20 protein-coding genes and 7 pseudogenes are annotated in these 24,876 nt (G+C 68.3%); 11 read left to right on the plus strand and 16 right to left on the minus strand.

Translation table 11 applies throughout. The annotated features are described in order from the left end of the window. Nucleotides 1–32: 32 nt before the first annotated feature. Nucleotides 33–152 (minus strand): annotated as a pseudogene (locus SLINC_RS47795) (PadR family transcriptional regulator); the annotation flags it as partial. A 52-nt stretch (nucleotides 153–204) separates the two neighbouring features. On the opposite strand from SLINC_RS47795, the gene SLINC_RS45215 reads away from it, so the two are divergent. Both SLINC_RS45215 and SLINC_RS45220 read left to right on the plus strand, forming a co-directional pair. Then, nucleotides 205–927: a bleomycin resistance protein gene (locus SLINC_RS45215; RefSeq protein ID WP_067425432.1), complete on the plus strand. Its 723-nt coding sequence runs from the start codon at nucleotides 205–207 to the stop codon at nucleotides 925–927. Between the two features lie 160 nt (nucleotides 928–1,087). After that, nucleotides 1,088–1,819 carry a prepilin peptidase gene (locus tag SLINC_RS45220; RefSeq protein ID WP_067444623.1) on the plus strand — a complete coding sequence of 244 codons (732 nt, stop codon included), beginning with the start codon at nucleotides 1,088–1,090 and terminating at the stop codon, nucleotides 1,817–1,819. A gap of 104 nt (nucleotides 1,820–1,923) precedes the next feature. Here the strand turns inward: SLINC_RS45220 and SLINC_RS45225 are convergent, their stop codons facing one another. Then, nucleotides 1,924–2,727 (minus strand): alpha/beta fold hydrolase, encoded by an 804-nt coding sequence (locus SLINC_RS45225; protein WP_067444626.1) that lies wholly within the window; start codon nucleotides 2,725–2,727, stop codon nucleotides 1,924–1,926. Nucleotides 2,728–2,855: 128 nt separating this feature from the next. Between SLINC_RS45225 and SLINC_RS49885 the strand changes: the two are divergent. Both SLINC_RS49885 and SLINC_RS48935 read left to right on the plus strand, forming a co-directional pair. Then, nucleotides 2,856–3,054 (plus strand): annotated as a pseudogene (locus SLINC_RS49885) (IS256 family transposase); the annotation flags it as partial. Between the two features lie 111 nt (nucleotides 3,055–3,165). Further along, the gene (locus SLINC_RS48935; protein WP_211292786.1) at nucleotides 3,166–3,312 is read left to right on the plus strand and encodes a hypothetical protein; all 147 of its coding nucleotides are present in this window, start codon (nucleotides 3,166–3,168) and stop codon (nucleotides 3,310–3,312) included. A gap of 83 nt (nucleotides 3,313–3,395) precedes the next feature. On the opposite strand, the gene SLINC_RS45235 is transcribed toward SLINC_RS48935, so the two are convergent. The 5 genes and pseudogenes from SLINC_RS45235 to SLINC_RS45255 form a co-directional block, all read right to left on the minus strand. After that, nucleotides 3,396–4,367, minus strand: a complete 972-nt coding sequence (locus tag SLINC_RS45235) for a GNAT family N-acetyltransferase (RefSeq protein ID WP_159425431.1) — start codon at nucleotides 4,365–4,367, stop codon at nucleotides 3,396–3,398. 268 nt (nucleotides 4,368–4,635) lie between these two features. After that, a pseudogene (locus tag SLINC_RS49890) lies at nucleotides 4,636–4,938 on the minus strand (helicase associated domain-containing protein); the annotation flags it as partial. A gap of 28 nt (nucleotides 4,939–4,966) precedes the next feature. Next, a pseudogene (locus SLINC_RS47025) lies at nucleotides 4,967–5,261 on the minus strand (IS5/IS1182 family transposase); the annotation flags it as partial. A gap of 1,399 nt (nucleotides 5,262–6,660) precedes the next feature. Then, a complete protein-coding gene (locus SLINC_RS45250) occupies nucleotides 6,661–7,665 on the minus strand; it encodes an ArsR/SmtB family transcription factor (RefSeq protein WP_067444637.1) in 1,005 nt (334 codons plus the stop codon). Between the two features lie 271 nt (nucleotides 7,666–7,936). Continuing rightward, nucleotides 7,937–8,845, minus strand: coding sequence for a carbon-nitrogen hydrolase family protein (locus SLINC_RS45255; protein WP_237282052.1), 909 nt, complete (start codon nucleotides 8,843–8,845; stop codon nucleotides 7,937–7,939). A 445-nt stretch (nucleotides 8,846–9,290) separates the two neighbouring features. On the opposite strand from SLINC_RS45255, the gene SLINC_RS45260 reads away from it, so the two are divergent. Next, complete coding sequence (locus SLINC_RS45260; RefSeq protein WP_237282053.1) at nucleotides 9,291–10,967, plus strand: ISAzo13 family transposase; 1,677 nt, start codon at nucleotides 9,291–9,293, stop codon at nucleotides 10,965–10,967. Here the strand turns inward: SLINC_RS45260 and SLINC_RS45265 are convergent. The 4 genes and pseudogenes from SLINC_RS45265 to SLINC_RS48945 form a co-directional block, all read right to left on the minus strand. Then, nucleotides 10,951–11,343, minus strand: a pseudogene (locus SLINC_RS45265) (transposase); the annotation flags it as partial. The gene SLINC_RS45260 and the pseudogene SLINC_RS45265 overlap by 17 nt on opposite strands. Before the next feature lie 624 nt (nucleotides 11,344–11,967). After that, nucleotides 11,968–12,666: a response regulator transcription factor gene (locus SLINC_RS45270; protein WP_067444652.1), complete on the minus strand. Its 699-nt coding sequence runs from the start codon at nucleotides 12,664–12,666 to the stop codon at nucleotides 11,968–11,970. Then, the gene (locus tag SLINC_RS48940) at nucleotides 12,663–13,325 is read right to left on the minus strand and encodes a sensor histidine kinase (protein ID WP_211292787.1); all 663 of its coding nucleotides are present in this window, start codon (nucleotides 13,323–13,325) and stop codon (nucleotides 12,663–12,665) included. The genes SLINC_RS45270 and SLINC_RS48940 overlap by 4 nt, the downstream gene beginning before the upstream one ends. A gap of 3 nt (nucleotides 13,326–13,328) precedes the next feature. Then, nucleotides 13,329–13,883 (minus strand): hypothetical protein, encoded by a 555-nt coding sequence (locus SLINC_RS48945; RefSeq protein ID WP_211292788.1) that lies wholly within the window; start codon nucleotides 13,881–13,883, stop codon nucleotides 13,329–13,331. A 117-nt stretch (nucleotides 13,884–14,000) separates the two neighbouring features. On the opposite strand from SLINC_RS48945, the gene SLINC_RS45280 reads away from it, so the two are divergent. Then, complete coding sequence (locus SLINC_RS45280; protein ID WP_211292789.1) at nucleotides 14,001–14,960, plus strand: alpha/beta fold hydrolase; 960 nt, start codon at nucleotides 14,001–14,003, stop codon at nucleotides 14,958–14,960. Between the two features lie 266 nt (nucleotides 14,961–15,226). After that, the gene (locus SLINC_RS45285; RefSeq protein ID WP_067444655.1) at nucleotides 15,227–15,610 is read left to right on the plus strand and encodes a hypothetical protein; all 384 of its coding nucleotides are present in this window, start codon (nucleotides 15,227–15,229) and stop codon (nucleotides 15,608–15,610) included. Nucleotides 15,611–16,055: 445 nt separating this feature from the next. Here the strand turns inward: SLINC_RS45285 and SLINC_RS45290 are convergent, their stop codons facing one another. Together SLINC_RS45290 and SLINC_RS45295 are read right to left on the minus strand one after the other, a co-directional pair. Continuing rightward, nucleotides 16,056–16,535: a peptidase inhibitor family I36 protein gene (locus tag SLINC_RS45290; RefSeq protein ID WP_067444658.1), complete on the minus strand. Its 480-nt coding sequence runs from the start codon at nucleotides 16,533–16,535 to the stop codon at nucleotides 16,056–16,058. Between the two features lie 25 nt (nucleotides 16,536–16,560). Next, complete coding sequence (locus tag SLINC_RS45295; protein ID WP_067444661.1) at nucleotides 16,561–17,502, minus strand: hypothetical protein; 942 nt, start codon at nucleotides 17,500–17,502, stop codon at nucleotides 16,561–16,563. Nucleotides 17,503–18,316: 814 nt separating this feature from the next. Here SLINC_RS45295 and SLINC_RS47030 point away from each other — a divergent pair. Continuing rightward, nucleotides 18,317–19,118: pseudogene (locus SLINC_RS47030) on the plus strand (IS5 family transposase). A gap of 5 nt (nucleotides 19,119–19,123) precedes the next feature. On the opposite strand, the gene SLINC_RS45310 reads toward SLINC_RS47030, so the two are convergent. Together SLINC_RS45310 and SLINC_RS45315 are read right to left on the minus strand one after the other, a co-directional pair. After that, complete coding sequence (locus SLINC_RS45310) at nucleotides 19,124–19,525, minus strand: DUF6896 domain-containing protein (RefSeq protein WP_067444669.1); 402 nt, start codon at nucleotides 19,523–19,525, stop codon at nucleotides 19,124–19,126. A gap of 85 nt (nucleotides 19,526–19,610) precedes the next feature. Beyond that, nucleotides 19,611–20,228 (minus strand): TetR/AcrR family transcriptional regulator, encoded by a 618-nt coding sequence (locus SLINC_RS45315; protein WP_237282054.1) that lies wholly within the window; start codon nucleotides 20,226–20,228, stop codon nucleotides 19,611–19,613. 105 nt (nucleotides 20,229–20,333) lie between these two features. On the opposite strand from SLINC_RS45315, the gene SLINC_RS45320 reads away from it, so the two are divergent. The 3 genes and pseudogenes from SLINC_RS45320 (at nucleotide 20,334) to SLINC_RS45330 (ending at nucleotide 23,270) form a co-directional block, all read left to right on the plus strand. After that, nucleotides 20,334–21,515 (plus strand): cytochrome P450, encoded by a 1,182-nt coding sequence (locus tag SLINC_RS45320; protein ID WP_067444672.1) that lies wholly within the window; start codon nucleotides 20,334–20,336, stop codon nucleotides 21,513–21,515. Nucleotides 21,516–21,822: 307 nt separating this feature from the next. Then, a pseudogene (locus SLINC_RS45325) lies at nucleotides 21,823–22,209 on the plus strand (ATP-binding protein); the annotation flags it as partial. 161 nt (nucleotides 22,210–22,370) lie between these two features. Then, a complete protein-coding gene (locus tag SLINC_RS45330) occupies nucleotides 22,371–23,270 on the plus strand; it encodes a Vgb family protein (RefSeq protein WP_067444675.1) in 900 nt (299 codons plus the stop codon). Between the two features lie 460 nt (nucleotides 23,271–23,730). Here the strand turns inward: SLINC_RS45330 and SLINC_RS45335 are convergent, their stop codons facing one another. Next, nucleotides 23,731–24,876, minus strand: coding sequence for a serine hydrolase domain-containing protein (locus SLINC_RS45335; protein WP_067425021.1), 1,146 nt, complete (start codon nucleotides 24,874–24,876; stop codon nucleotides 23,731–23,733).

Raw genomic sequence — 24,876 nt, forward strand, 5'->3', positions numbered from 1 at the left:
CCACGCAAACACCGCACCTCAAACCAGCGATGCGGATCCGCGACCAACCTCGCGTGCGCACCCCAGTACTCCAGGTCGTTGCGCATCTGGTAGCCGTGCGCGCGGCCGCGTCGGCGGACGGCACCCAACACGAGGAGACGGATCGCGGACATGCAGGAAACTCAACCCTTCCCCTTCTAATCAAGTTTGATTAGTGTAGTAGGTGTGGCTGAAAAGACGATTCCCTTGCTCCCCTGTCAGACCATCCAGCCCGTCATCGACTTCTACACGGCTCTCGGTTTCGAGGTGACCTTCCTGCAGAAGAGCCCCAATCCGTTCGCGGTTGTCGAGCGAGGCGATATCGGGCTGCAGTTCTTCGGCATGAAGAAGTACGAGCCCAGCGAGTCCTACAGCACCTGCTATGTCCTCACCGATGACGTGGACGGGCTGTACGAGGCGTTCCGGGCCGGGCTCAAGGCCGCGTACGGGAAGATCCCGAGCCGGGGCATTCCGCGGATCGGGCCGCTCAAGGACATGTCCTACGGGGTGCGGCAGTTCCTGATGACCGACCCCGGCGGCAACTGCATCCGGGTCGGGCAGCCCACCAGCGAAGACCTGCACCACCGGCCCGCCCCCAAGGAGACCTTCGCACGAGCACTGCACAACGCCACGCTCTTCGCCGACTCCAAAGAAGACCCAGCAGGTGCGGCGAAGATCATCGACCGGGTGCTCGGGCTCGAGGGCGAGCGGCCGACACCCGCGCAGCTCGTACGCCTCCTGGTCCTGCGCGCCGACGTGGCCGGGCGGCTCGGTGACGAGACCACGGCGGTGTCCGCGCTGAAGAAGGCCGCCGCGGTCCAACTCACCGATGAGGAACGGCAGTCGGTCAGCGGCGACCTGGAGAGACTGAAGGACCTGGCGGGTTCGGAGCCGAAGCTTGAGGTGTGACATCTGAGCTGGATCGTCGGCCCGCCGTTCGCAGCGGTCCTTGGCGTGCTGAACCCCATCTGGCAGTCCGGCCGCCTCGTGTCCGAGGGCTGGACCTATCCACGCGACCTCTTAGTAGGTCACGTCAGCACTGGGCAGAGCGGCGTCTAAGCTCCGTCCGGTGGAGACGTCCTGGATCGTCACAGTGGCCGCCCTGTGGGGTGTCGGCACGGGCCTACTGATACCGCACGCCGCATACCGGCTCTCTGTGCCGCCCGATGAGCCGTGGCGAGCGGCGTGTCCTGCCGGACACCTGTTCATCGGTGCCGGGAACGGATGGCTGGGGCGGGCCCGCTGCACCGACGGAGACTCGTACGGCCCCAGCACACCTCTCCTTGCTACTGCCTCAGCCGTGGCCTGCGCCGTATTGGCGGCCGCCGTCGGCACCCACCCCGAACTGGTGGTCTGGCTGCTACTTGTCCCAGCTGGTGTACTGCTCGCCGTCGTCGACTTCGCGGTACACCGGCTGCCCGACATCGTCACCCTGCCGTTCGCAGTGATCACGCTTGCCCTGCTCGGCGCGGCCACGTTGCTGCCGGGTACCGACGGGCGCTGGACGACTGCGCTGTTGGGCTCCTTTGCCCTGGGGGGCAGCTACTTCGTGCTGTTCCTGCTCACCCCCCGCAGCTTCGGATTCGGCGATGTGAAACTCGCCCTCGCTCTGGGCGGGGTCCTGGGCTGGTACGGCTGGGCCATCGTCATGATCGGGACCTTCGCGGGGTACCTGTTCGGCGCGCTGTACGGCATTGCCCTCATCCTCGCGGGTCGGGCTAGCCGGACCAGCAGGATCCCGTTCGGGCCGTTTCTGCTTGCCGGGGCGTTCGCTGGCGTGCTCCTGGGCTCTCACGGCTAGGCCGTATGGAGAACCGGCGCCTCGCTCGCGAGAATTGTCAAGATCTGCGGATCGATGGCCGGGTGCGGGGTCTGGCCTTGGTTGGTTGTGACCGTGTAGGGCTTTCAGGTGAGGCCATCGAGGAAGTCCGAGAGTGCGGTGTGCAGGATCTCGGGCTGTTCCAGGTGCAGGTCGTGGCCGGTGCCGGGGATGCTCATGGCCGTGGTGGCGGGTCGCTGCCGAAGCATTGCGTCGGCTTCCTGGGCAGGGATAAAACTGGATTGGGCCAAGATGACCAGGGTGGGGCACGCGACCTGCCCCCACTCGTGCTGGAAGGAACGCTGGGCGTTCTCCGCCAGCGAGCGGACCATCACGTTCCGGTCGAAACGAGGCCACCATCCGCCGTCGCGTTCTTCCAGCCCGGCCGCCCAGCCTGCACCGACCGGTCCGCCGCCGAGGAATGCGGCCGCCGTTTCGCGTGAGGCAAACGGTGTCGGCCACGAGTCGAGCCATCCACCGATGTCCACGGGGCCGTTCGGGTGTGGACCGCCGGAGCCGGCCTCGACGAGCACGAGCGCACGGACGAGCCCGGGATGCGCGGCAGCGGTGAGCATGGCTGTGTGTCCGCCCAGTGACTGGCCGACCAGGACGGGCCGCTGCAGCGCCATCTGGTCAATAACGGCGATGACGTCGGCGACGTACGCGGCGCGGGAGACGTCACGCGGGTGGAGCTCGCTGGCGCCGTGCCCGCGCTGGTCGACCGCGACGACCCGATATCTGGAGCTCAGCCTCCGGGCCAGCACGTCCCATTCACCCGCGTGACCGGCCAGGCCGTGCAGCAACACGATCGGCTGCTGCCCCGGCCCGCCCCAGTCCCGGCAGGCAAGTCGCACGCCGTCTCGCACCACCACGTGTTCAGACCATGCCACGTCGGCTCCCAGGGAATCGGCTGGACTCGATGATGCCGCACCTGTTTCAGGGCGTTGTACGAGCTGACCGCGCTCGAAGCGGGCGCCCGCTCGGACGAGGGCGACGAGGTGGGGAGCGTTCACGGCCCGCCACCGTACGGCTTCGGACCAAGGTGACCAAAGGCGCCGGCAGCCGCACGGCCGGACTGGCCCTGGTCTTCAAGCTCATCCAGTCTGCCCAGGCACGACTGGCGAGTCGTGAACGCGCCCCACATCGTTGCTCTTGTCTTCGCCATAGCTCCTTTGGAACGCGGTCGCCTGGTTGGGCGCGAGGAGCGGGCAGCCTGACGGATACACCCCATCCGCTGACCGACAAGGAACTTTCCGCGATCGAGGAACTTGCCTGTGTTGCGACTCCCGGCCCCCTGGCACGTGCGCCAACTTGACGGCGACATCGCCATGAGCCTTTTCGCCATCAGTGCTGTCCCCGACACCGGGGCCGGGGAACGCTGGCCGGACTTCGACCACCGCCAACTCGTGGCCACCACCCAGGTCAAGCCGCCACGATACGTCGACGGGTCGGCCAGGAGTCCCATGCAGGCGTAGCAGCGGCGTGGTCTGCCACCTTCTGGGCGGCGATGGCACAGATGCCTTGACGCTCCCGGTGTTGCTGAGGATCCGGACGGGTTCTAAAAGTGGTCGGGCAACCAGGGTTCATGCTCTGTGGTGCGGATCAGTCTGCAGAGAGCTTCGTCGGACGTGGCTTCCACTCCCGCCAGGCGTGCTGCGGTCGCTGTCCGGTAACCGCCGGCGTACCAGACGGCCAGTTGCCGTCGGGTGAGCCGGGCTTCGCTGGTGGTGTGTGTCTTGGTGATCTGACCTGTGCCGCCCTTGATTTCGAGCAGGTACTGGTCCCAGTTTTCGCCGTCCTGGCTTTCAATGGCCAGAGGCATCGCGGTGTCGAGGTGATCCGGCCAGCCGCGCAGCCGCATCGCTTCCTCCAGGTCAAGGATGCGGAGCATCCACGGGTGCCACGCCTCCGCCGTGAGGCGGTATCGGTGGAGGTTATGCAGCAGCGCTGGGTACGGGGGAAGGGCTGATCGGCGGAAGTGGATGGCTGGCGCCCGCGTGTGATGGAGGGCGAGGAATGCCAACATCTCGGCGACGGTGTCTGCGTCGCTGGCCCAGAAGTCGTGCACGGTCAGCTGCATCCCGTGCCGCTCGCCGCGCTTCATGGCGAAGGACAGCAGTCCCGTGGGGGCCTGGGCCGGACCGAACCGGTAGGTGGTCAGCTGCTGTTTGTCGTCGATCCAGGCGGGCCACCAGGGCGGGCGCAGTACGGGCCCGTTCCACTCCGGGGCCAGGCGGCGTTGCAGCGCGTCGGCTTCCGTCGTGCGGCCGAGCTCGACTGGCATCCCCGAGCGGGTGAAGGCCCGCTTGAGGTCGTCGGTGGCGATGGACCACGCGAAGACGGGGACGGGGGCCTCCCAGCCGAGACGGCGGACGTACCGGCCTGATGTCGTCCCCAGCGTGGAGAGCACCGCTCCCTGCTCGTGCAGGTGACGGAGCCGTTCGGCGAGCACGTCGGCAGAGAGACGGGCGCCGCGTTCCTCCGGGGCGACGCACCCGGCGCTGAGCAATGGGTTCACCCAGGTCGTCACGAGACAGTGCACGCCCAAGCATGCCGATCTGTGGCGTCATACCGAGCCATGCTGGGTCTTCATGTGTCGAACTGGGGTAACACATGCGAGAGTTAGTGGTTGTGAATGGGTGCGGTGCTGGCATTGGATGGGCGTCAGCAAGGACGGGACGGCTGTCCCTGCTCACGTTGCGCAGCGGTAGCGATCATGGCTGTCACCGGGTGACCAAGCTGCTGCCGTCGGGTGCCAATCGCGAGGATGGCTGGCTGTCATGGGGGTGCCTGTTCACACCGAGGCCGCCCTTCCGGCGGAGATTGGCGATGTGCTGACCGACCGGCACCATCGCCTCGCCCTCGCCCCAGACCTGGTCCTGGCGGGGAGCAAGGTGGCCCGTGGCCCGCCGGTAGGAGCGCAGCGCAGCGAGCTTGGACTCCCACGCCTCTTCGCCCGGCTCCCACACCATCCCGGCCTCCGGCGCGTCCAGCAGTTCCTTGCGCCGTTCCTCCAGCTCCCCAGCCCGCAGCGCCTTCCGCTGCTGGTGGACCCAGCGCCCGAGCGGAAACGCCTTCGGCGCCCCGACTTCGACCTGCCCGGCCCGGGGGGCGCTCCGTCGGGCCGGGCGTGCCGTCGAGGTTCAGGTGCGTCAGCCCGGCCTCCTTCGCGCGCTCCAGCGCGGTCGCGAGGTCCGGTGCCCCGGCCCGCCAGAACGGTCAGCCCCTAGTGCAGGTAGCGGTAGACGGTGGAGGTCGATACCCTGTTGTCTCGGGCGAGTTGGGCCAGGCGGGTGCCGTCGAGGAACCAGCGCAGGACGAGCACCGCCTGCCGGAAGCAGCCCAGCGCACGCCGTCCCTTGCGGGTTCCGGCCACGACGCGGTGATCGCGCAGCTGCGCGCGTGGGTGGAAGACGAGCGCGATCCTCACCTCACCGATAAAGCCAACCAGGTCGTCCGCGAGATGCGGTTGGTCCTCGCTGTTGGACCGGCGCCTTCCCCACCTGTCACCGCGACATACCCACGGCGATACCAACCTGGCCAAGACCTACTAGGCGGCTGCCACGATCGCCGGCGCGCGATCCGCGCGGCGAATGACGTCCCAACTCCGTTCCCGCTCCGCTCCTCTTCCCGCTCCTGCCCGGCGTCTGCTGGCCCGGACGTTTCGAAGTTTCTCGAAATGCTGGATCGGCCGACGCCGCCCTCCAAGAATCGTGTCCCAGTCGCTGTTTCGCGCATCTGTATCAGTGACCGCTCGAAGCGGCACCGGATTCCGGCAATCAGGAGAAGAAAATGCGTAAAGCCGTACTCGGTTTGTTCGTTGCATTGGCGGCTGTGCTCGCGGTAGCGCCGTTCGCCGGTGCTGACCAGACTGAGACCGTAGCCTGCTGCGGCCCTGTCCCGAAGTAGTGGGTACTCACCGTTAGCGCGCTGTTTCGCGCATCTGTATCAGTGACCGCTCGAAGCGGCACCGGATTCCGGCAATCAGGAGAAGAAAATGCGTAAAGCCGTACTCGGTTTGTTCGTTGCATTGGCGGCTGTGCTTGCCGTAGCGCCGTTCGCCGGTGCTGACCAGACCGAGACCGTAGCCTGCTGTGGCCAGATCCCGAAGTAGTGGGTACTCACCGCTAGCGCGATCTTGTAGCGAGGGTCCGTCAGCTTGCTGGCGGGCCCTTTCCTTCGTTCGGAACGGTGAGCGGACGGAAGCCGGCCGCACCTGATCACACGGCGCGGGGCACCGCTCGCCTTCCGCGACAAGCTCCGAGACCGCCGGCCTACGAGCAGGCGCGACGTCAGCCGGTGGTCGGCGCCTTCCGCGTCCACTGGCTCGTTCGAGGGATCTTGTGGGTCAGACGCCGGGTCATCATGGTGATGAGTGCCCAGTTCAGGTGTGCTTCGGATTCTCTGAACTACCGAGATAGCTCCAGGTAGGGCTCAGTCCCACCACAACACGACGAACAGCCCCCGCCGCGCTGCATCAACGTAGAAGTCCCTCAGGGCCGTGAAGTGGTGCGTGAGGTAGGCCGGTGCGTCGCGCACCGTCGTGGACGTCGGCTGCAGCGGCGGCCATCCCGTTCCGCTCGCTCTCGCGCCAGCAGCCGCCGGGCGGCGTGCCAGCGCGGTGCGAGCGCCCGCGCCACGCCGTCCACGACCTTCAGTACGTGGCGAGGAAGCCCTGCAGGTCGTCCACCAGCGGGCGCCGCAACGCTGGCGGCGACCCGCCGTACCGCTTCACGACCTCACCGGCTAGCCGATCCGGGTCGTGTCCCCGCAGCCCCTCCGCGACATCGCGGAGCCGGGTGAGCGACAGGTCTCCTTGCGGTTCAGTCTGCTGGGGTGGCGGACAGGAGTTCGAGGAGGGCCATGCCTCGGGCCGTGGCCCGCAAGCGGACGTGTTGGCCGTGTCGTTCGCGTTCCAGCAGTCCTGCCGCGGCAAGCTGATCGCAGTGGTAGGTGGCGGTGCTTGGGCTGATGTGCAGGCTGCGGGCGAGTTCGCCGACTGCGGGCTGGCGGGTCAGCTGCCGCAGGATCGCTGCCCGTACGGCTCCCAGGATGAGGACGAGCGCGGCATCTGCCGGGGCGGGGCTGTCGGGGGAGGCACCGGTGATGTGGCCCAGGCCGGGCAGGGGGTATCCGATCCAGAAATGTTCCGGGTGTACGGCGTCGTACAGGCCGGCCCGGTGGCCGGAGGCCAGGGGCATGAATATGAGGCGGCGATTGCCGAGTTCTGCGGGTGCTCCGGGGTCGCAGGGCGGCAGCTGCAATACGCCGTCGCGGTAGAGGACTTTGGAGTTGAGGCCGGCCAGCACGGGGGCGAGGCTGCCGGTGACGGTGGCGAGCCCGACGCGTTCCATTTCCCGTCCGATCAGGCCGTCTGCCCGCTTCCATAACGGCTCGAATGCCTCCCAGACGGAGGTGACCACGTGCTGGTAGGCCGTGAGGTAGTCACGCGGCGAGTCCAGAACCCTCCGCAGGGCCGGAGGCGGTGAGACGGGACTTTGCGCAGCCATATCGTCGGCGAACTCGTCGGAGCTGAGCGACATCAGCTGGTCCAAGGTGGCCGACATCTTCGTGCTGCGCAGCTCGGAGGTCAGGGCCAGGCTGTCCGGTATGACGACATGTGCCGTGGAAAGCAACGTGCGGACGAGGGGCACGGCAGCAGCGGGAGCGGAGTCGTGGACGGTCCTGCGCCACAGATCAGGTACATCGACAGGATGATCACCGAGAACACCCAAGAGCAAGGTGAACAGTGTGGCACCGGGATGCCTGACCACATCGACCTGCACTTGCTCCAGCGGACCCAGCCGCACGATGCGCTCCGCCGTCATCTCGCTCCCCCGTGGCAGTGTTCAGCGTTTGGAGGATATTCGAAGAGCCGGTCGGCGATCCGCCCGGCCAGCAGCTCGCCGACCACACGACCGTCGTCCGCTCGCTGCCCACCCAAGCCACCCGGGGCCGAGACAGTGCCCGCCCGATGCCTCCCGACGTCCCGTAATGCCCTCGTCAGCTTCACCAAGGTGCGGGACAGACTGAAACCGAGGTGTTCACGGCGCCCGGAGCCATCCCGTGCGCGCGAACACCTCGGATTCTGTTTCCGAGCTAGAAGGCCGCTGTCCGGTCTTCGCTGCGAGGGTCGCTCACTTGGTGCTCGGTGTAGAGGCCCGAGCGCGACTCACGACGCCAGGGACGCGCGTAGGTCAGTGCCGATGTGGCGGCCTCGGAGCTGTCGTCGAGGTTCGCGACGGCTACCGATGGCGAACCGTCCGCGGGGCACCGCGCAAGCCAGTCGCCGTTGGGAGCGACGATTCCGGTCGGTGCGGTGACGCTGTCCTGTGCCGGCCCCGACAGGCTGACCCAGTAGCTGTTGAACGCGGCGTGGCCTTGGACTTGGGCTTGGGCGGTGGTGTTGCCCGGCGTGCCGCTGGTGGAGAGCAGCACGCAGTCGACATCCAGATTCTCGTACTCCGCGAACAACTCTGGATAGTGGATCTCCATGCCGAGCAGGCAGCCGAAGCGCACAGCGTCGACCTCGAAGGTCACCGGTGAGACGCCCGGCGAGTACATGTACGAGACCTTCGTCTTCGACAGCAGGCGCTCGTCATAACGCGTGACGACCTCGCCGCGATCGGAGATGACGTAGAGGCTGTTGTGCGGGCGGTTCGGGCCGGTCAGGCGATGCACCGACGGGATCACCGTCCACAGCCGCAACTCGCGGGCCAGCTCGGCGATCGCCACCAATTCCGATTGGAGCACCAGCCACTGGCACCGGTCCCAGTCCGCCGGGCCGACCTCGTCCGGGCCGTCGACGGACATGACGAACTTGCTGGGAAAGCAGATCGCGCCTTCCGGAAAGTGCACGATCCTCGCCCCCTGAACACTGGCCTCGCGCATCAGAGCACGGACCTCACGCCCGCTTTCGCGCAGCGCTTCAACGTCTCGGGGGTCTTCGCGTACGAGCGTCTGCGCTACGGCGAGCCGCACGCTCTTGGGATTCCTTGCTTCCGGCATGACGTCTCCTGATGGAGTCGGAAGGAAGTGCCGCAGGGCGGACGTGTAGGACTCACCGGTCTTGGCGGCGCGGGCACGCACCTGGCGCTTGAAGTTCCTACGGGCTGTCATCGCGGCCTTCCACGCCTTGAGCGACGGCTCCCCAGCAACCTCGCCCGAGGCGATCGGGCTGCGACAACGACCTGAGACGCTGGTCCCTTTGCCTCCGGTGGGAGACCGTGCTGGGGACGGTCGCGGGAGGTTCGGCGTAGGCCACGCAGTCGGTCATCATGCCGTCGCTCGCGAACTCCGTCAACAACCTTCAACACGGCCAGCGCGCCGTCGCTTTGCCGGCGGATGAAGAGAAACCCCTCGGCTCAACACGCTGAACCTGACAGGGAAGGACCCCTTAGGGCTTGCCGGGAAACAAGTCGTGGCTTCCAGCTGCGCGGATCGTTGTTCTGGTATGGGGAGACCGGAGGGGATCGAGGCCGCCTTGGCTGCGAAGTTCGAGGCGTTGTTGCCGCATCTGGATGAGCGTCAGCGCCGGCTGGCCATAGGGGCGGAAGCGCGGTCGCTGGGGCATGGCGGGATCAGGCTCGTCGCCGCTGCGGCCGGGGTCCGGGAGGGCACGGTCTCGCGCGGGGTGGCTGAACTGGAGTCCGGCCAGGACCCGTTGGGACGGGTCCGCCGGGCGGGCGGAGGCCGGAAGAAGGCGACCGAGGTCGACCCGGGGCTGCGGCCCGCGCTGCTGGCTTTGGTCGAGCCCGACGAGCGGGGTGACCCGATGTCGCCGCTGCGCTGGACGACGAAGTCGACCCGGAAGCTGGCAGCGGAGCTGACCCGGCAGGGCCACCGCGTCTGCGCCGACACAGTCGCCGGCCTGCTGCGGGAGGAAGGCTTCAGTCTGCAGGCCAACGCCAAGACCATCGAAGGCTCTCAGCATCCGGATCGGGACGCCCAGTTCCGCTACCTCAACGAGCAGGCACGCGATCACCGGGACGCCGGAGACCCGGTGATCAGCGTGGACACCAAGAAGAAGGAACTGATCGGCGACTACAAGAACGCCGGGCACGAATGGCGGCCCGCCCGGCAACCCGTGAAGGTCAACACGCACGACTTCCCCGGCCAGGCCGAGAAGGCGATCCCCTACGGCATCTACGACATGGCGGCGAACACCGGCTGGGTCACCATCGGCACCGATCACGACACGGCGGCGTTCGCTGTCGCCTCGATCCGCCGCTGGTGGCAGGCGGTCGGCCGGCACGACTACTCCCGCGCCCGCCAGCTGCTGATCACTGCCGACGGCGGGGGCTCCAACGGCTACCGCACCCGCGGCTGGAAGACCCACCTGGCCGACCTCGCCGCAGAAACCGGTCTGGAGATCACTGTGTGTCACCTGCCGCCCGGCACATCGAGGAACAAGATCGAACACCGGCTGTTCTCCCACATCACCATGAACTGGCGCGGGAGACCCCTGACCAGCCACGAAGTCATGCTCCAGGCCATCGCCGCGACGACCAGCCGCACCGGCCTGACGGTGCACGCCGAACTCGACAACGCTGAGTACCCCACCGGCATCCGCATCGGGGACGAGACCATCGCCGCCCTGCCCATCACACGCCACCGCTTCCACGGAGACTGGAACTACACCTTCCACCCCGCAGATCACCAACCGCCCCCGCACCTTCCCCGGCAACGCGGGCGGCCAGCCGACGGCTCTCGCCCCCTCACACTCCACGACCTGCAGCACCCCGAACTGACCGGCATGCCCCGCAAGCAACTCAGCGACCTCACCGACATCTTGATCCCCGCGCTGGAAGAGCACCGCGAACAGGTCCGCCACGCAGCCCGCGGCGGACCACGCCGCGTCGCCCCGGGCACCGGCCGCAAACCCACACTCACCCCCGCCGACCAGATCCTGGTCACCATCCTCTACCTGCGAAAACACAGTCTTCAGGAGCTTCTCGGCCAGCTCTTCAACACCACTGCCATGACCATCAGCCGTGCAGTGAAAGACGTCCGCCCGCTCCTGGAAGCCAACGCAGTCTGCATCCCCGCCTCAACAGCCCGTTTCCGCACGCCAGACGACGTCGCCCGGTTCCTCGACCCTGACGAAACCAAGATCAAACCAACGTGTTGATTCCAGGCAAGCCCTTAGAGGTCCTAACAAAGGCGTTGGACGTGGCGGTGGTGATGAGGCAGGTGGCGAGGCCGAGGAAGGCTTCGTGGATGTCGTCGCGTCGTTCCCAGCGGATCCGCAGGCGGCGGAAGCCGTGCAGCCAGGCGATCGTGCGCTCGACCACGTAACGGAAGATGCCGAGGCCGGAGCCGTGTTCCGTGCCTCGTTCGGCGATCACCGGGCGGATGCCACGCTGCCACAGCAGGCGCCGGTACTTGTCGTGGTCGTAGCCGCGGTCGGCGAGGAGCGCGTCGGGCCTGCGTCTGGGCCGGCCGACGGTGCCGGCCACGGCCGGGATCTTGTCGATCAGGGGCAGGAGTTGGGTGACGTCGTTGCGAAAGTTACGACGGCGTCGAAGGCATCACAGATGAACCCCACGACACGAGCGCCCCGGACGACGATGCCTACCTCACGCTTGAGCAGATAACGGGAACTCCCGCTCGCACCTTCCGTCAATGGGCGCACGATCATGTCCCCGACTTCACTTGAGCGATGCTCACGCAGGGGTGGCGGGGGCAAGCGCACTCTCAGAGGTCGCTGCCAGCTGTCCCGCCGGATCCGGTCGAACAGCTCCTGCTTGGACAAAGACATCCGCAGCACCGCCCCTGCCGGGAACCACAGGAACCGTCTGACCGCAAGCGCCGAGGTGGGGCCACTTCGCGGCTCTGGCACAGATCTTGGGGAGCGGTCGCGGAGGGTCACTGTGGCGTTCGAATTCCCGGTGTGACACCTGTGGCCAGCCGTTCCTGCCACGAAACGCCGTTGCCAACATTGTTGTCACCAGCTCGGCCACTGTCTGGCGTGGTGCGGTAGGCGGCGCACGCTCATGCTGACGGGCGGACGGTTCCTGTGGTCGGGGGAGAGAACTCTGCGGGTGAGTTGACTCCGTGCCACGAGGCAGCAGTAGATCGCGGTTTGGGCGGCCTGGTCGCGGTCTTCCGTGCCGGCCCGCACCCACTGCTCACGGCTGCCGCTTGCGGTCCCGAGTTTCGTGGACGGTGGTTGGGTCCGGTTCGGTGACCAGGCCGGCGTCGTGCGCGAGGAGGCCGGCCTGGGTGCGGTTGCGGCAGTCGATCTTCACGAGCATCCGGGACACGTAGCTCTTCACGGTCGCCTCGGACAGGGACAAGGTGCGTGCGGTGTCCGCGTTGGACAGTCCGCGGCCGAGACACGCCAGAACTTCCAGCTCTCGGTCGGTCAGCTCACGCAGCCGGGCCCGGGCGTCGTCGCGCCGCCGCTGTCCCGCCGAGGACGTTGCGACCAGCCGGGCCATCGCGGCCGGGGACAGTACGGTGTGCCCTGCTGCAGCCACCCGCACCAGCTCGATGAGGTCCTGCGGCGGCGTGGTCTTCAGCAGGAAACCCGCCGCGCCGGCGCGTAGGGCCGCGAGGACGTGGCTGTCGGCGTCGAAGGTGGTGAGTGCGACGACCGGGGGCGGCACCGGTAACGTCGCGATGCGCTCGGTGGCGGCGAGGCCGTCAACGCCGGGCATCCGCAGGTCCATCAGCACCAGGTCGGGCCGGTGGCGGACGACCGCCTCGACGCCCTCCGCGCCGTCGTGTGCCTCGGCGACCACCTCGATGTCGCCCGCGCCGCCGAGGATCACCCGCAGATGCGCGCACACCATCGGCTCGTCGTCGACGACGACCACCCGGATCATCCGGCGTCCTCCCGCGTCGGCACGTGGGCCGGCAGTATCGCATCGACCTGGTAGCCGCCGCCCGGTCGCGGGCCGGAGCGCAGCGTCCCGCCGATCAGCTCGACCCGGTGCGCGAGCCCGAGCAGCCCGACGCCGGAACCACTGCCGGCCAGCGCGCCGTCCGCCGACCGGTCGGCCGCGCCGTTGGCGACGCGGACGGTGACGCCGTCGGCCCGGTAGGACAGCGCCACGGTCACCTCGGCGCCGGGGACATGTTTGCGTCCGTTCGTCAGCGACTCCTGCACCACCCGGTGGGCCGTGCGCCGGACGGTCGGCGAGACCTGACCGGGGTCGCCGTCGACGACGTAGGAGATCGTCTCGCCGACGGCGCGGGCCTCGTCGACCAGCGTCCGTGGATCGGGTGCGGTGGGTTGGGAGGGTTGAGCCGTCCGGGTCTCCCCGGCGTTGCGGAGTACCCCGACCAGGTCCCGCAACTCGGTCAGCGCCCTGGTGCCCGTCTGCCGGATGTCTTCGGCCGCGGTGCGCACGGTGGGATCGGCCGACCCGGTGCCGAGTGCCCCGGCGTGCAGCACCATCAGGGTGAGGTGGTGGGTCACCACATCGTGCATCTCCTCGGCGAGCCGACGCCGCTCCTGCGCTCTGGCGTGCTCGGCGAGCAACAACTACTCGCGTTCGGCCCGCTCGGCGCGCTCGCGCAGGGAGTTCAGCAGTTCCCTGCGGGCGTGCAGGTACAGCGCGGCCAGCGCCGGCAGCACGGTGTTGACGACGCCGAGTGGCGTGATGTCCCAGCTCGGGTGCCAGGGCCGGGTGCCAAGGACGGCGAGCAGGCCGATCAGCAGGAACGCCCGTCGGCGGTCGGTCAGCCGGACGAGGTTCGTGGTGATCGCCGGGGTGGCGAACGGCAGTGCCGTGTGCGCGGCGGGCTGCACGGGGGTGAACAGGCCGGGCGCGAACTCCTCCGAGACGAGCATGAGTACCGCGACGGCCAGTGCCCAGGAGGCGACCTGCACCGGGAAGCGGGCGAGGAACAGCAGCGACACGTCCACCGACAGTTGCAGGAGCAGCGCGGCGTGCGGCCCGGTCCAGCCGGTGGTCGGCGGACTCATGCCGTGCACGAGCAGGTCCAGGCCCCCGAACAGCACGGACGCGGCCGTCAGCCACAGCGCTTCCCGCCGGTTCGGCCACATTCCGGTGTGCTTGCCCCTCACCCCCGTCACCTTGGACACGGTATAGCCGGGACGGCCTTCCGCCGGGGCCCGGTGCAACTTTCGTGGACGCAGGTGCCCACCTTCTCCGCTTCCGGCGTGGCGGCTCGCCGCGGTCCACTCGGTGTCATGAGGAAGACGAGGTTTTCCAGGCGCGTCGCGTTGCGCGCGGGTGCGGCGGCCGGCGGGCTCGCCCTGGCGACGGGCGGGACGGCGGCGCAGGCGCACGGCAGCAGGCGCGGCACGACGACGTTCGTGATCGTCACGGGTGCGAGCGGCACCCCGGGCGGCATCGACGCGCTGTCGTTGCGCGGGCACCGCACCGTCGGGGTGGGTCTGCCGGGGCACGGCGCCACTGACGCCCAGTTCGCCCTCGACTACCAGTGCCCGCAGGACCTTCAGTCGCTGGCGGACCGGCCGTCGCCGATGGCGGGGGTCGGCCTGGACGCGTACACCGCGGCGGCCGTCCAAGTGGTCCGTACGGTCGCCGAGTTCGGCCCGGTCGTCCTCTACGGCGGCAGCATGGGCGGGGCGACCCTGAACCGGGTCGGCAACGCGGTGCCCCATCTGATCGACCGGATCGTCTACGACACCGCGTTCTGCTGCGTGGACCTGGCCTGTCCGGAGGACTACCTGATGACCCCGGAGGGTTCGACGACCCTGGCCGGCAACCTCGCCGCCCTGGTGGTCGCCGACCCCACGGCCATCGACGCGGTGCGGGTCAACTACCGCACCGCCGACTCCGAGGCTCTGGCGGGGCTGAAGAAGCTGATGCTGGCCGACGCGAGCGACGCCGAGTTCTACGCGATGCTCGCCTACCTGCAACCCGACGAGTCGCTCACCGTCGGCAGCGAGAACTCCCAGGTCCGGGCGGACACCTGGGGCCGCATCCCCCGCACGTACATCCGCCACACCGACGACCGGATGATCCCGCTCGCGCTGCAGGACCGGATGATCGCCGAGGCCGACCGACTGACCCCGCACAACCGCTTCGACGTGCACACCGTGCACGCAGGACACGCCGCGACCGCCGAGCAGTTCCGACAGATCGTCGACATCTTGGACCGCTTGCCGGAGTGCCGCCGCTGAATCCGTCACAGAGCTTCTCCGCATGCGGGAACTCACGCCGGTCATACTGCCGCACCGCCGGCGGGCAACTCACCAGCGCGGTGGCCACACACGACCCTGGTCGCGCCGCACGCGAAAGCACCGTCATCGACAGCGATGACGACACCGACACCCGCCGGCTCCACCCCGCCACTCGGCATCGGGTCGATCGAACTGCCCCGACCTGTGCCTGCTGAAGGCGTCTGTGCCCCTTACCCGGCCGCCGACCTGGCGGGCAGACTGCGTTCATGCAGCTCCCCGCCGAAGCCGTTGCCGCCACCGTGCTGATCGAGGTCGTACGGATCTCCGCTCTCCCCACCAGGCGGGGCGTCCCGTACCCCGGCCCAGTGGTCGCCCACTGGGCCGGGAGCGAGGCCGACGCCGCCCTGGTCTTGATCGAAAGCCTGCCCGGCAGTGAACAGCACCGCTGCGGTTTCTCGCCGGGCTGGAGCATCCGGGCATACGGAGACTCTCTCGATCTGGCACTGTTCGAGGCGGCGTTCTGCTTCACCTGCCACGAGGTCCGCATGCAGGGACCGGCGGTGCCGCCCGCTCTGGCCACGCAGTTCTTCGACCCGGGCGCCCTGTCGGCCCAGACCCTGCTGTCCCTCTTCCGCAAGGCTGCTCCGTAGCCGACCGCCTGGATGAGCGTCACGACAGAGGCCCAGGGCGGCACGATGAAGGCCTCCTCACTCTTTCCAGGGTGCCAAGGCCAAGGCTGGTCAAGCGGTGAGTTCGCGCCGTGAGGCAGGCACCGCGGTACGGCGGTGCCTGCCTGATGGGCCGTCATTGGGGTGGACGTCGCCAATGGCGAGGTCCATCAGCAGCTGTTCCAGCGTCGAGGCCTTGTCGGCTTCCCCACGGGGGCTGGTGCGGACGCTTGGTGGCAGGCGGGCCGGAGTCCTTCTCGGCAAGGGACCGCGCAACGACCTGCGGGGTGTGGTGATCGGTCCGCCGCTCCCATGGGTGCCACCCGGACCGACCGGCCGGGTTCGGGCCTCGCCCTGTCCAGGACGAGACGGTCACAGCGGTGGGACCGTGCCGGGCCCCCGCCCCGGCACGGTCGACATCGGCCGGTCAGCAGCCGTCGGTCCAGGAGTGCGAGGAGATGTTGTCGTTGACCGACTCGTTCTTCCCCGACCACCACCACAGGCCGTTGTTGAAGATGTAGTCCCCTCCCGACAGGTCTTGCCACGCGTCACCGTGACCGAGGCAGGCGTACACCCCGCTCTGGTCCTGGTTGTAGTAGAGGTCGACGTCGTCGTAACCGCCCGCGAATCCGCGGTTCTCCAGCGACGAGGCGAGGTTGCGCATCGGCTGGCAGTTGCCCGTCGCGCCGTCGTCGCCGTAGTCCCAGTCACGGCTGTTGCCCGACCAGGCACAGTGGGCGCCCCGCTGGTTGGGGTCCGCCCACGCGTGCAGCCTGCCGTCCTCGGCGGCAGCCGCTGCCGCGCGCGGCGCAGCGGCCGGTCCGTCCGCGGCCTGCGCGGCGGCGACCGGGCCGACTGTCGCGAAGAGCATCGCTGCACCGGTGGCGAGCAGAGTCAGTTTCTTCATTTCCTCATACCTCTCGGATGGGGAGTCAGCCGGCCTTGACGATGTCCCGGGCGCGGTTCAGCGCCCCGGACTCCAGCGTCTTCCTGTTGATGAACTCGGTGGAATGGTCGGACTCGGTCTTCGCCCGTTCGGCGCGCGTGAGCGTGCGGGCCGTCTTCGCGAGCCCCGAGGTGCCGGCGCATTGGGCCTCCGCCCTCGCGGTCGCGATCTCGGTGGCGCGGGACTCGCCGGATCCGGGCGCGCCCGTCGGCCGCACGAACCGCTGACGTGCCTCCATGGGGGAGCTGTACGAGTGGCCCTTGGTCCGCATGCAGGTCGACCACCGTGAGACCGCCGCCGTGAAGCGCTCGTCCCGCGCGACCGCGGGCGGTACGGACCGCTCGAGAGCGTCCGTCACCTTCCACGCGCTGTACCACTTGCGCAGGTCCGAGTAGAGGGACCGTTGCGCCTCGGACTCGCAGCCCTGATCGCTGTGCCGGACCGTGCCCATGCCGGGAATCCGCGCCTCCAGACCCGTCGCTTCCGGGCCGTTCAGCGCGTCCACGGCGGCGTCCCTGCGCTCCGCGGAGAGGCTGCGGAAGTAGAGCTGGTTCGGGTTCTTCGCGGCGAGGCTGTCCCGTTTCCGCTGGATGTCGCTGCCGTAGCCGTGCTCGGCGGCCCAGCCCTCGTCGTCGACGACGTGCGGGAAGAGGCGGTTGACCCCGTCCGGCAGGTCCTCGGTGACGTGGTAGGAGAATCCCCGCTCCTCCATGCAGTTCCGCGTCAGGAGCGCCTCGGCCTTGGCCAGGGTCTGCCGTTCTGCGGGAGTGAGTGCGCGGGCGGCGACGGTCGGCTCGGGGACGGGAGTCCGGGGAGACGGGGGTGGTGGTGCGGCCGTGCAGGCCGACAGCGCCGGGGCTGCCAGACAGAGCAGCAGTGTGGCCACGGCCTTGCCGCGCCCTGGACAGGACCCGGTGCGTCCGGCCATGTTCGTCCCTCTTCCCCCGAAACGCTGCGACACCTCGAACGGTAGGAGGACCGGCTCGCCTGCGGTCCTGACAGCTGTCAGGACCGCAGGCTCGGGCCGCCGTAGTAGCGCATGTGTCAGAACCGCTGATCAGTGCCGCTGCCGTGACAGAAGGGCGGCATTTCGTCGGCTGCCCGGACAGGAACGCTGCCTGGACCTACGCAGGATCTCGACGGCTGCTGAGGCCATCTGGGCCTGATGGGCGGATTCGGTCGTCTGGCAGTGAGGAGACGGCCTGAACTCACGTATGGGCGAGATGTGTTCAGTCTGGGTGCGGAAGGCTTTGGTCGCTCCCGGTGGCCACGGGGGCTGGTGCGGACGCATGGTGGCAGGCGGGCCGGAGTCCTTCTCGGCAAGGGACCGCGCTACGGCCTGCGGGGTGCGGTGAGCGGCTGTGCTCGCACCGACGGGGAGCGTGGACCACGAGCGGTTCGAGGAACTGGTGAGTGCCTCGCTGGACATGGTCGAAGTGGACACCCGCGGGCTGTGCGGAGTCGTGTGTGTGAAGTAGCCGACCGCGGTCGGCCCTGCCAGCGGCCAAAAGGCGGCGCGCGGGGGTGTGTTGGGAGCAGACAGGAGCAGCCGGAACGAAACGACCCCTAGGCGTCGCGGACGGGTCGACTGCCTCGTCAGGCACAGCGGCCCAGCTGCCGCAGGGCTTTGGAATGTCACCAAATTGATTGAGACAGGACCAAAGGCTCAGTAACTGATCGTTTCAGAACGAGTTGAGCTGCGGGTCTTGCGCCTGGCGATCTTGGTCGGCAGGCTGTCCGGAGTGCGTGCTGATCTTGTTCCAGACGACCTGTGGGAGCGGGTAGTCCCGCTGCTGCCGCCCGCTCCCGAACAGCGCCGCCGCTACCCCGGGCGGCTGGGTGTCTGCGACTGAGTGGCCCTCGTCGGCGTCATGTACGTGCTGCGGACCGGTGTTGCATGGCGTGATGTCCCCGCCGAGACGGTGGGCTGCTCCGGTGTGACGGCCTGGCGCCGGTTGCGGGACTGGACCGAGGCCGGCGTCTGGCCACGCCTGCAGGCCGCCCTGCTGAGCGAGCTGCGCCGCGCCAGCCTGTTGGACCTGGACGACTGCGCCGTGGACGGCTCGCACATCAGGGCCCTCAAAGGGGGGATCACGTCGGTCCCCCGCCCGTCGACCGGGCCCGCCTCGGCTCCAAGCACCACCTGGTCGTCGACCGCCACGGAACCCCGCTCGCCGTCACGCTCACCGGCGGAAATCGCCATGACGTCACCCAGCTCCTGCCGCTACTCGACGCCGTCCCGCCGATCCAGGGTCTGTGGGGATGTCCCCGCCGCAAGCCCCGGCGCCTGTACGCCGACCGGGGCTACGACTTCGACAAGTACCGCCGCCTGCTGTGGAAGCGCGGCATCAAACCCGTGATTGCCCGACGCGGCGTCGCCCACGGCTCCGGACTGGGCAGGGTGCGCTGGGCGGTCGAGCGCGCCTCGCCTGGCTGCACCAGTTCAAACGGCTCCGCACCCGCTACGAACGACGAGCCGATCTCCGTCAGGGCCTGCTCGAACTGGCCTGCAGTCTCATATGCCTGCGCCGCCTGCGAACCTGAAGCGATCAGCTGGCTACGTTGAACCACCCCGGCCGCACCTCGTCCAGAAGCGGTTGCAGAGACCGCACCGCGGACCGCAGGTTCTGATCCGTGACGTCAAGAGGCTCCGGCAGGCTCAGCCCATACCAGCGCAGCCGCCAGAGGTCGAAGACTTCGCTCCCATCGGCTGCGAAGTCCACATCGACGACAGTGCCGTTGTCGCTAACGAAGCGGCACCCCGCCCCATGGACCTTGTAGGAGTAGGTGCCGATGTGCCCACTCCGGCTGATCCGGCGCGAACGGGCCAGGCCGAGGACATCTGCCAGCCGCTCGAGCGAGGGGATCGCCACCCTCATGGCCTCGTCAATCGCGTTCAGAGCGCGGACGTAACCAAGCACGAGGTCTCGCGCAGCCCCAACCCGTTCCATACGGCGTCATCCCCCCTGAGCCGACGGCTGAAGGGATTGTTCCATGGAGCCGCCAGCGTCTCCGCAGGACGGCATTCTGAAACGACTAAGCAGGGTGGGGGAGTGAGTTGAGGCCGTCGATCGCGATGTCGGTGGCTCTTTGGACGGCTTGGTAGGTCTGCTCCGGCCGGTCGCCCCGTTTTTGGCATGCGGCGACGACGACCTTGATCGCCCCGACCAGCGAGCCCACCGCTGCGGCGGCCTCGACGAGGTCCAGCTCGGGGCAAGCGAGGTGGAGCGCGTCGGTCAGCTGTAGCTGGATGTCGAACAGCAGGTGCAGTTCGCGTGCCTGGAGTGCCGGGACCGACGCGATCAGCCGGGTCCTGGCCGGGCCGACCTTCCGCGCCAGCTCCGAGTCCGTGTCCGCGAAAACACTCTGGTCGATGACGCGCCGCAGCAGGTCGGCCACCGGTTCGCCGGGCTGCCGTTCTGCGATGATCTCGACCGCGCGCTCCAGCCGCGACCTGTCGTCGAAGAAGACGATGTCGTCCTTGCTGTCGAAGTAGCTGAAGAAGGTCCGTGTCGCGATGTCTGCGGTGGCCGCGATCTCCGCCACGGTTGTCTGGTCGTAACCCTTCTCGGCGAACAATCGCAGGGCGCCTTCGATGAGCGCTTGTCTCGTGCGCATCTTCTTCCGCTGGCGCAGCCCTGGGTCGCTGGTCACGACAGCACCTTACCGCTTACCGCATGCGATGTAATTTTGCATTCATTGACGTTTTGCATTGAGTGCTGTTTTATCGGAGGATCTGTACCGACCGAGGAGCGGCCGATGGAGAGCACGTCCCCGCCAGGAGTCATGCCCACGGCCCGTCAGAACCCGTTCGATCCCCCTGAGGAACTGCGCCGCCGGCAAAGGCTCGGCCCAATCCATCGGATGACCTACGCCGACGGTGATCAGGGGTGGCTGGTGACCGGCTTCGCCGCAGCGCGGGCGACTCTGACAGATCCCCGCTTCAGTGTCCGCCCTGACCGCATGCGCTCACCGACTGCCCAGCCGGCAACGGCGCCCGCGCCGCCGGGATTCTTCCTCCGCACGGACCCGCCCGAGCACGACCACTATCGGCGGTTGCTCACCGGTCACTTCACGGTGCGCCGGATGAAGCTCCTCGAACCGGAGATCGAAGCGATCGTCAATGACCACTTGAACGCGATGGAGCTCGCCGGGGGCCCGGCCGACTTGCTCAAGACCTTCGCACTGCCGTTCCCGTCACAAGTGATCGGCGAACTGCTCGGGGTGCCCTACTCCGACAGGCAGGGGTTCCAGCGGAACGCCGCCACGCTCTTGAACGCCGACCTCACACCGGAACCCCGGCAAGCGGCGGTGAGGGAACTCATGGCATATCTACGGGACCTGCTGCGCCACAAGCGTTCCCGGCCGGAGGAGGATGTGCTCAGCGGGCTCGCTGCGCACGAGGGACTTGCTGCGGATGAGAAGGCCGGACTGGCGCTCCTGCTTCTGATCGCTGGGCATGAGACGACGGCGAACCTGCTGGCGCTGGGCACTTTCGCTCTGCTGGCCAACCCCGCACAGTTGGCCGAGGTCCGCGACCAGGAGGAAGGCGCCCCTGCAGTGGTCGAGGAGCTGCTGCGTTACCTCACGATCATCCCTCACGTGGTCCGCGTCGCGCGCGAGGACACCGAGCTCCACGGCTGCCCGATCAAGGCCGGCGAGTCCGTCACCGTCGCACTGTCCGCGGCGAACCGGGACGCTGACCATTTCACCGACCCGGACGCGCTTGATCTCACCCGCTCCACGGCCGGACACCTCGCGTTCGGTCACGGCCTCCACCGGTGCCTCGGGCAGCGACTGGCCCGCGCCGAAATACGCATCGCCCTGCCCGCACTGCTGCGCCGCTTCCCGGCACTACGTCTCACTGTCGCACCCGAGGAAGTGCCGCTGCGGTCGGCCATGACGGTCTACGGCGTGCGCGAACTTCCGGTCACCTGGTAGGCAGATCAAGGTCGAGAAGAACGACGCGTGCTCGGCGACTTGCAGCGCGACGCCTGTGAGTTTGAGCAACGCCCCTTCACTGCCGGCTCCCCACCGCCATCCGGCCCTTCAAGCACCGTCGGTATCACCGCCCCCAGACACCTCCCCGACCAACGCGTCCAGCGGATACCCGCATCGGACCACGATCGTCTGATCACACTCACCCAGGCACACAGCATGGATCAGTTGCGGGCCTCCGGTGTTGTCACTTCTCATCGACATTTCCGACCCGAGTGATCGCTGAGTGCTTCCGGATACCGCCATGGTCGGCTACCGGGTCCGCTGCACACTCGCCACCAAGCTGGTCAACGAGCTGGTCGAGGCCGCGGACGAGAAGGTGCTGGCCAAGACCATCGCTCGCTACGGCCGCGCGGACATCCTCGCGATCGATGAGCTCGGCTACATGGAACTGGACCGCCGCGGGGCGGAGTTGCTGTTCCAGGTGCTGACCGAGCGGGAGGAGAAGAACAGCGTCGCCATCGCCTCTAACGAGCCGTTTGGAGGGTGGACGAAGACCTTCACTGATCCGCGGCTCTGCGCAGCCATCGTGGACCGGCTCACCTTCGGCGGCGACATCATCGAGACCGGCACCGAGTCCTACCGCCTCGCCACCACCCGGGCACGAGCGGCTGAGAAGGACGCCGCCACCAGCTGACCTTTCTTGGTCCTCGCTCGATAGGTGCCGCATTTGCCGGCCCTTAGGGTCGGCGTGTCCGCTGCAGCCGCGGAGCCGGAATATCCAGGAGCGTCGGGCACTGCGGCCCGGATAGCATCCGCAGTCGCACTTCCCCCGCACACCGACCAAGGAACCCGCCCATGCCGCATCGTCCGACCGTTTCAATCGCGGAGTTCTCCGTCTCCGACCGTGAAGCCGGACCCTACGGAATCACTGCCGGACCAGACGCTGCGGTGTGGTTCACCATGGTCCACCACGGCCGGATCGGCCGGGTCACACCCGGCGGCGACACCACCTCCTACCAACTCGAACCGGCGTCCAGCGGACCGTCGATCATCACAGCAGGGCCCGACGACGCGCTGTGGTTCACCGAGTTCCGCAGCCACCGGATCGGCCGCATCACCACGGACGGACACGTCGCCTCGTTCCCGCTGCCGACGCCCAATGCCGGGCCGTTCGGGATCACTACGGGCCCCGATGACGCACTCTGGTTCACTGAAGCCAACACCGACCGCATCGGCCGCATCACGCCCGACGGTCACGTCACCGAGTTCCCTCTCCCGCTCTCGGGAGCCTTCCCGTCAGCTATCGCCACCGGCCCGGACGACCGGCTGTGGTTCACGATGAACCAGGCGAACGCGATCGGTGCCATCGGACGCGCCGGCAACGTCACCATCCACCCGTTACCCACACCGGACAGCGCCCCGGTCGGCATCACCGCCGGCGCCGATGGCGCCATGTGGTTCGTCGAGATCGGCGCAGGTCAGATCGGACGGATCATGCCGGACGGAAAGATCGACGAATTCGCCCTACCCGACCGCGCGTCACGCCCACACGCCATCGCCGCCCACGCCGACGGCACCTGCTGGTTCACCGAGTGGGGAGCCAACCGCATCGGCCGGATCACCCCCAACGGTCGTATCGACGAACACGATCTCCCCAGCCCGTCCTCAGAACCCCACGGCATCACCCAAGGGCCGGACGGCGCAATGTGGATCGCTCTCGAGATCGGAACGATCGCACGTCTCACCGCACTCTGAGACGGCATCTCCCCGCCAGGGACGGCATCTCAGCGCACTCGTCGGCCCAGCCAGCGTGCCATCCAATCCAGTCCTCACCAGGTAAGCAACTCGCGGACTGATCTCATTAGCAGCGGACACCGGCCAACATCACGGCACCGAGGAAGCGCCCACACGCTCGGCAGCGTTGCTAGTTCTCATCGACATTGTCGAGCCCTGTGATCGCTAAGTACTGCCCAAAACCGTCGACAATCGTTGCTCGTTTGTCTGTTGGTTGAGCCGTTTTGGGTTCGACTGGCGGGAGCGGTCTGGGTGCAGTGGGATGTGTGGCTGACGGGTGGTGGCGGTGTGCTGGGTGGCGGGTGGGGTTGGGTGTGAGGTGCGTGTTTGTGCAGTCCTCGGGTTGGGTGGTGGTTAGTTCCATTCGTTTGTCTGTGGCGGGTGGCCGGTCGTGGTGTTGGTGGGGTGGCGGTGGCGGGCGTCACAGGCAAGCACGCAGCGCGTGGCTGAGCGTGTTGGCGCGGTCGTCGGGGGGTCCCCCGGGCTGTGCGGTCTGGTAGGCGAAGGCGATCTCGGGCTCCAGGTGCGCGAAGGCGAGGCAGCCGCCCAGGCCGTCGTGGCCGAAGCTGCCGGGACCGATCATCGGACGGTGGCCGGAGCTGGTCATGAAGCCGGTGCCCCAACCGCTGCTCATGTCGGGGCCCACGAACGGGTGGCCCTCGGAGCGCACCACGAGGGCATCGCGGACGGTGTCCGGGCCCAGCAGCCTGATCCCGTCGACCTCGCCCACCGTGGCCGCGTAGAGCCGGGCAAGGCTGCGGGCGTCGGTCACGAGATTGCCGGCCGGTATCTCCGCCGACAGCCATGGTTCTTCGTTGGCGGCCTGGATGATGCGGGCGGGGTCGACGACACCGCCCAGGCTGATGGAGCGTTCGATCATCGGTTCGGCGAAAGCTGTGGCCATTATCGCGGCAGCCTCGGGGTCGGTGCTGGGCAGCGGGTCCGCCAGGGGGTGGAAGTCGGCGGAGGTGGGGTCGGCGCCGAACGTCATCGTCAGGTCCAGGGGATCGGCCACGTGCTGGCGCAGCCACTGGGCCGGGCGCAGCCCCGTGGCCCGGCGCAGTACCTCGCCGGCCAGCCAGCCGAAGGTGAGCGCGTGGTAGGTGTACGCCGTCCCGGGGGTCCAGGCCGGCCTCTGCCGGGCCAGGGTGTCCGCGACCGGCGTCCAGGCGCGCAGGTCCTCCCACGTCAGGTCCGCCTCGGGCGCCGCCAGGCCGGCCCTGTGTGCGAGGAGCTGCCGTACCGTCGTCGTCTCCTTGCCGTTCTCGGCGAACTCCGGCCAGTACTTCGCCACCGGGGCGTCGAGTTCGATCAGTCCGCGCTCGGCGGCCATCAGCAGACAGACGGTGGTGACGCCCTTGCTGACCGAGAACACCACGGTGCGGGCCTCGGGCGTCCAGGCGCCCCGGGCGGTCCGCCCGGCCCAGATGTCGACCACCGGCGCGCCCTGGGCGTACACCACACAGGAAGCGGCCGTGTCGCCGCGGTGGCGGAAGTTGTCGGTGAAGGCGTCGGCGATCGGTTCGAAGCCGCTGGAGACGTGGCCGTTCACCTGTACTGCGGTCAT

It is taken from the genome of Streptomyces lincolnensis (assembly GCF_001685355.1).
GTDB classification, from domain to species: domain Bacteria; phylum Actinomycetota; class Actinomycetes; order Streptomycetales; family Streptomycetaceae; genus Streptomyces; species Streptomyces lincolnensis.

Bases quoted from the DNA above. Each gene is read 5' to 3' on its own strand.
- SLINC_RS45250 (WP_067444637.1), bottom strand. From the start codon at position 7,665: ATGACGGCGGAGCGCATCGTGCGGCTGGGTCCGCTGGAGCAAGTGCAG.
- SLINC_RS45290 (WP_067444658.1), bottom strand. From the start codon at position 16,535: ATGAAGAAACTGACTCTGCTCGCCACCGGTGCAGCGATGCTCTTCGCG.
- SLINC_RS45330 (WP_067444675.1), top strand. From the start codon at position 22,371: ATGCCGCATCGTCCGACCGTTTCAATCGCGGAGTTCTCCGTCTCCGAC.
- SLINC_RS45260 (WP_237282053.1), top strand. From the start codon at position 9,291: ATGGGGAGACCGGAGGGGATCGAGGCCGCCTTGGCTGCGAAGTTCGAG.
- SLINC_RS48935 (WP_211292786.1), top strand. From the start codon at position 3,166: ATGAGCCTTTTCGCCATCAGTGCTGTCCCCGACACCGGGGCCGGGGAA.
- SLINC_RS45335 (WP_067425021.1), bottom strand. From the start codon at position 24,876: ATGACCGCAGTACAGGTGAACGGCCACGTCTCCAGCGGCTTCGAACCG.
- SLINC_RS45295 (WP_067444661.1), bottom strand. From the start codon at position 17,502: ATGGCCGGACGCACCGGGTCCTGTCCAGGGCGCGGCAAGGCCGTGGCC.
- SLINC_RS45255 (WP_237282052.1), bottom strand. From the start codon at position 8,845: ATGCCGGAAGCAAGGAATCCCAAGAGCGTGCGGCTCGCCGTAGCGCAG.
- SLINC_RS45310 (WP_067444669.1), bottom strand. From the start codon at position 19,525: ATGGAACGGGTTGGGGCTGCGCGAGACCTCGTGCTTGGTTACGTCCGC.
- SLINC_RS45270 (WP_067444652.1), bottom strand. From the start codon at position 12,666: ATGATCCGGGTGGTCGTCGTCGACGACGAGCCGATGGTGTGCGCGCAT.
- SLINC_RS45285 (WP_067444655.1), top strand. From the start codon at position 15,227: ATGCAGCTCCCCGCCGAAGCCGTTGCCGCCACCGTGCTGATCGAGGTC.
- SLINC_RS45320 (WP_067444672.1), top strand. From the start codon at position 20,334: ATGGAGAGCACGTCCCCGCCAGGAGTCATGCCCACGGCCCGTCAGAAC.
- SLINC_RS45280 (WP_211292789.1), top strand. From the start codon at position 14,001: ATGAGGAAGACGAGGTTTTCCAGGCGCGTCGCGTTGCGCGCGGGTGCG.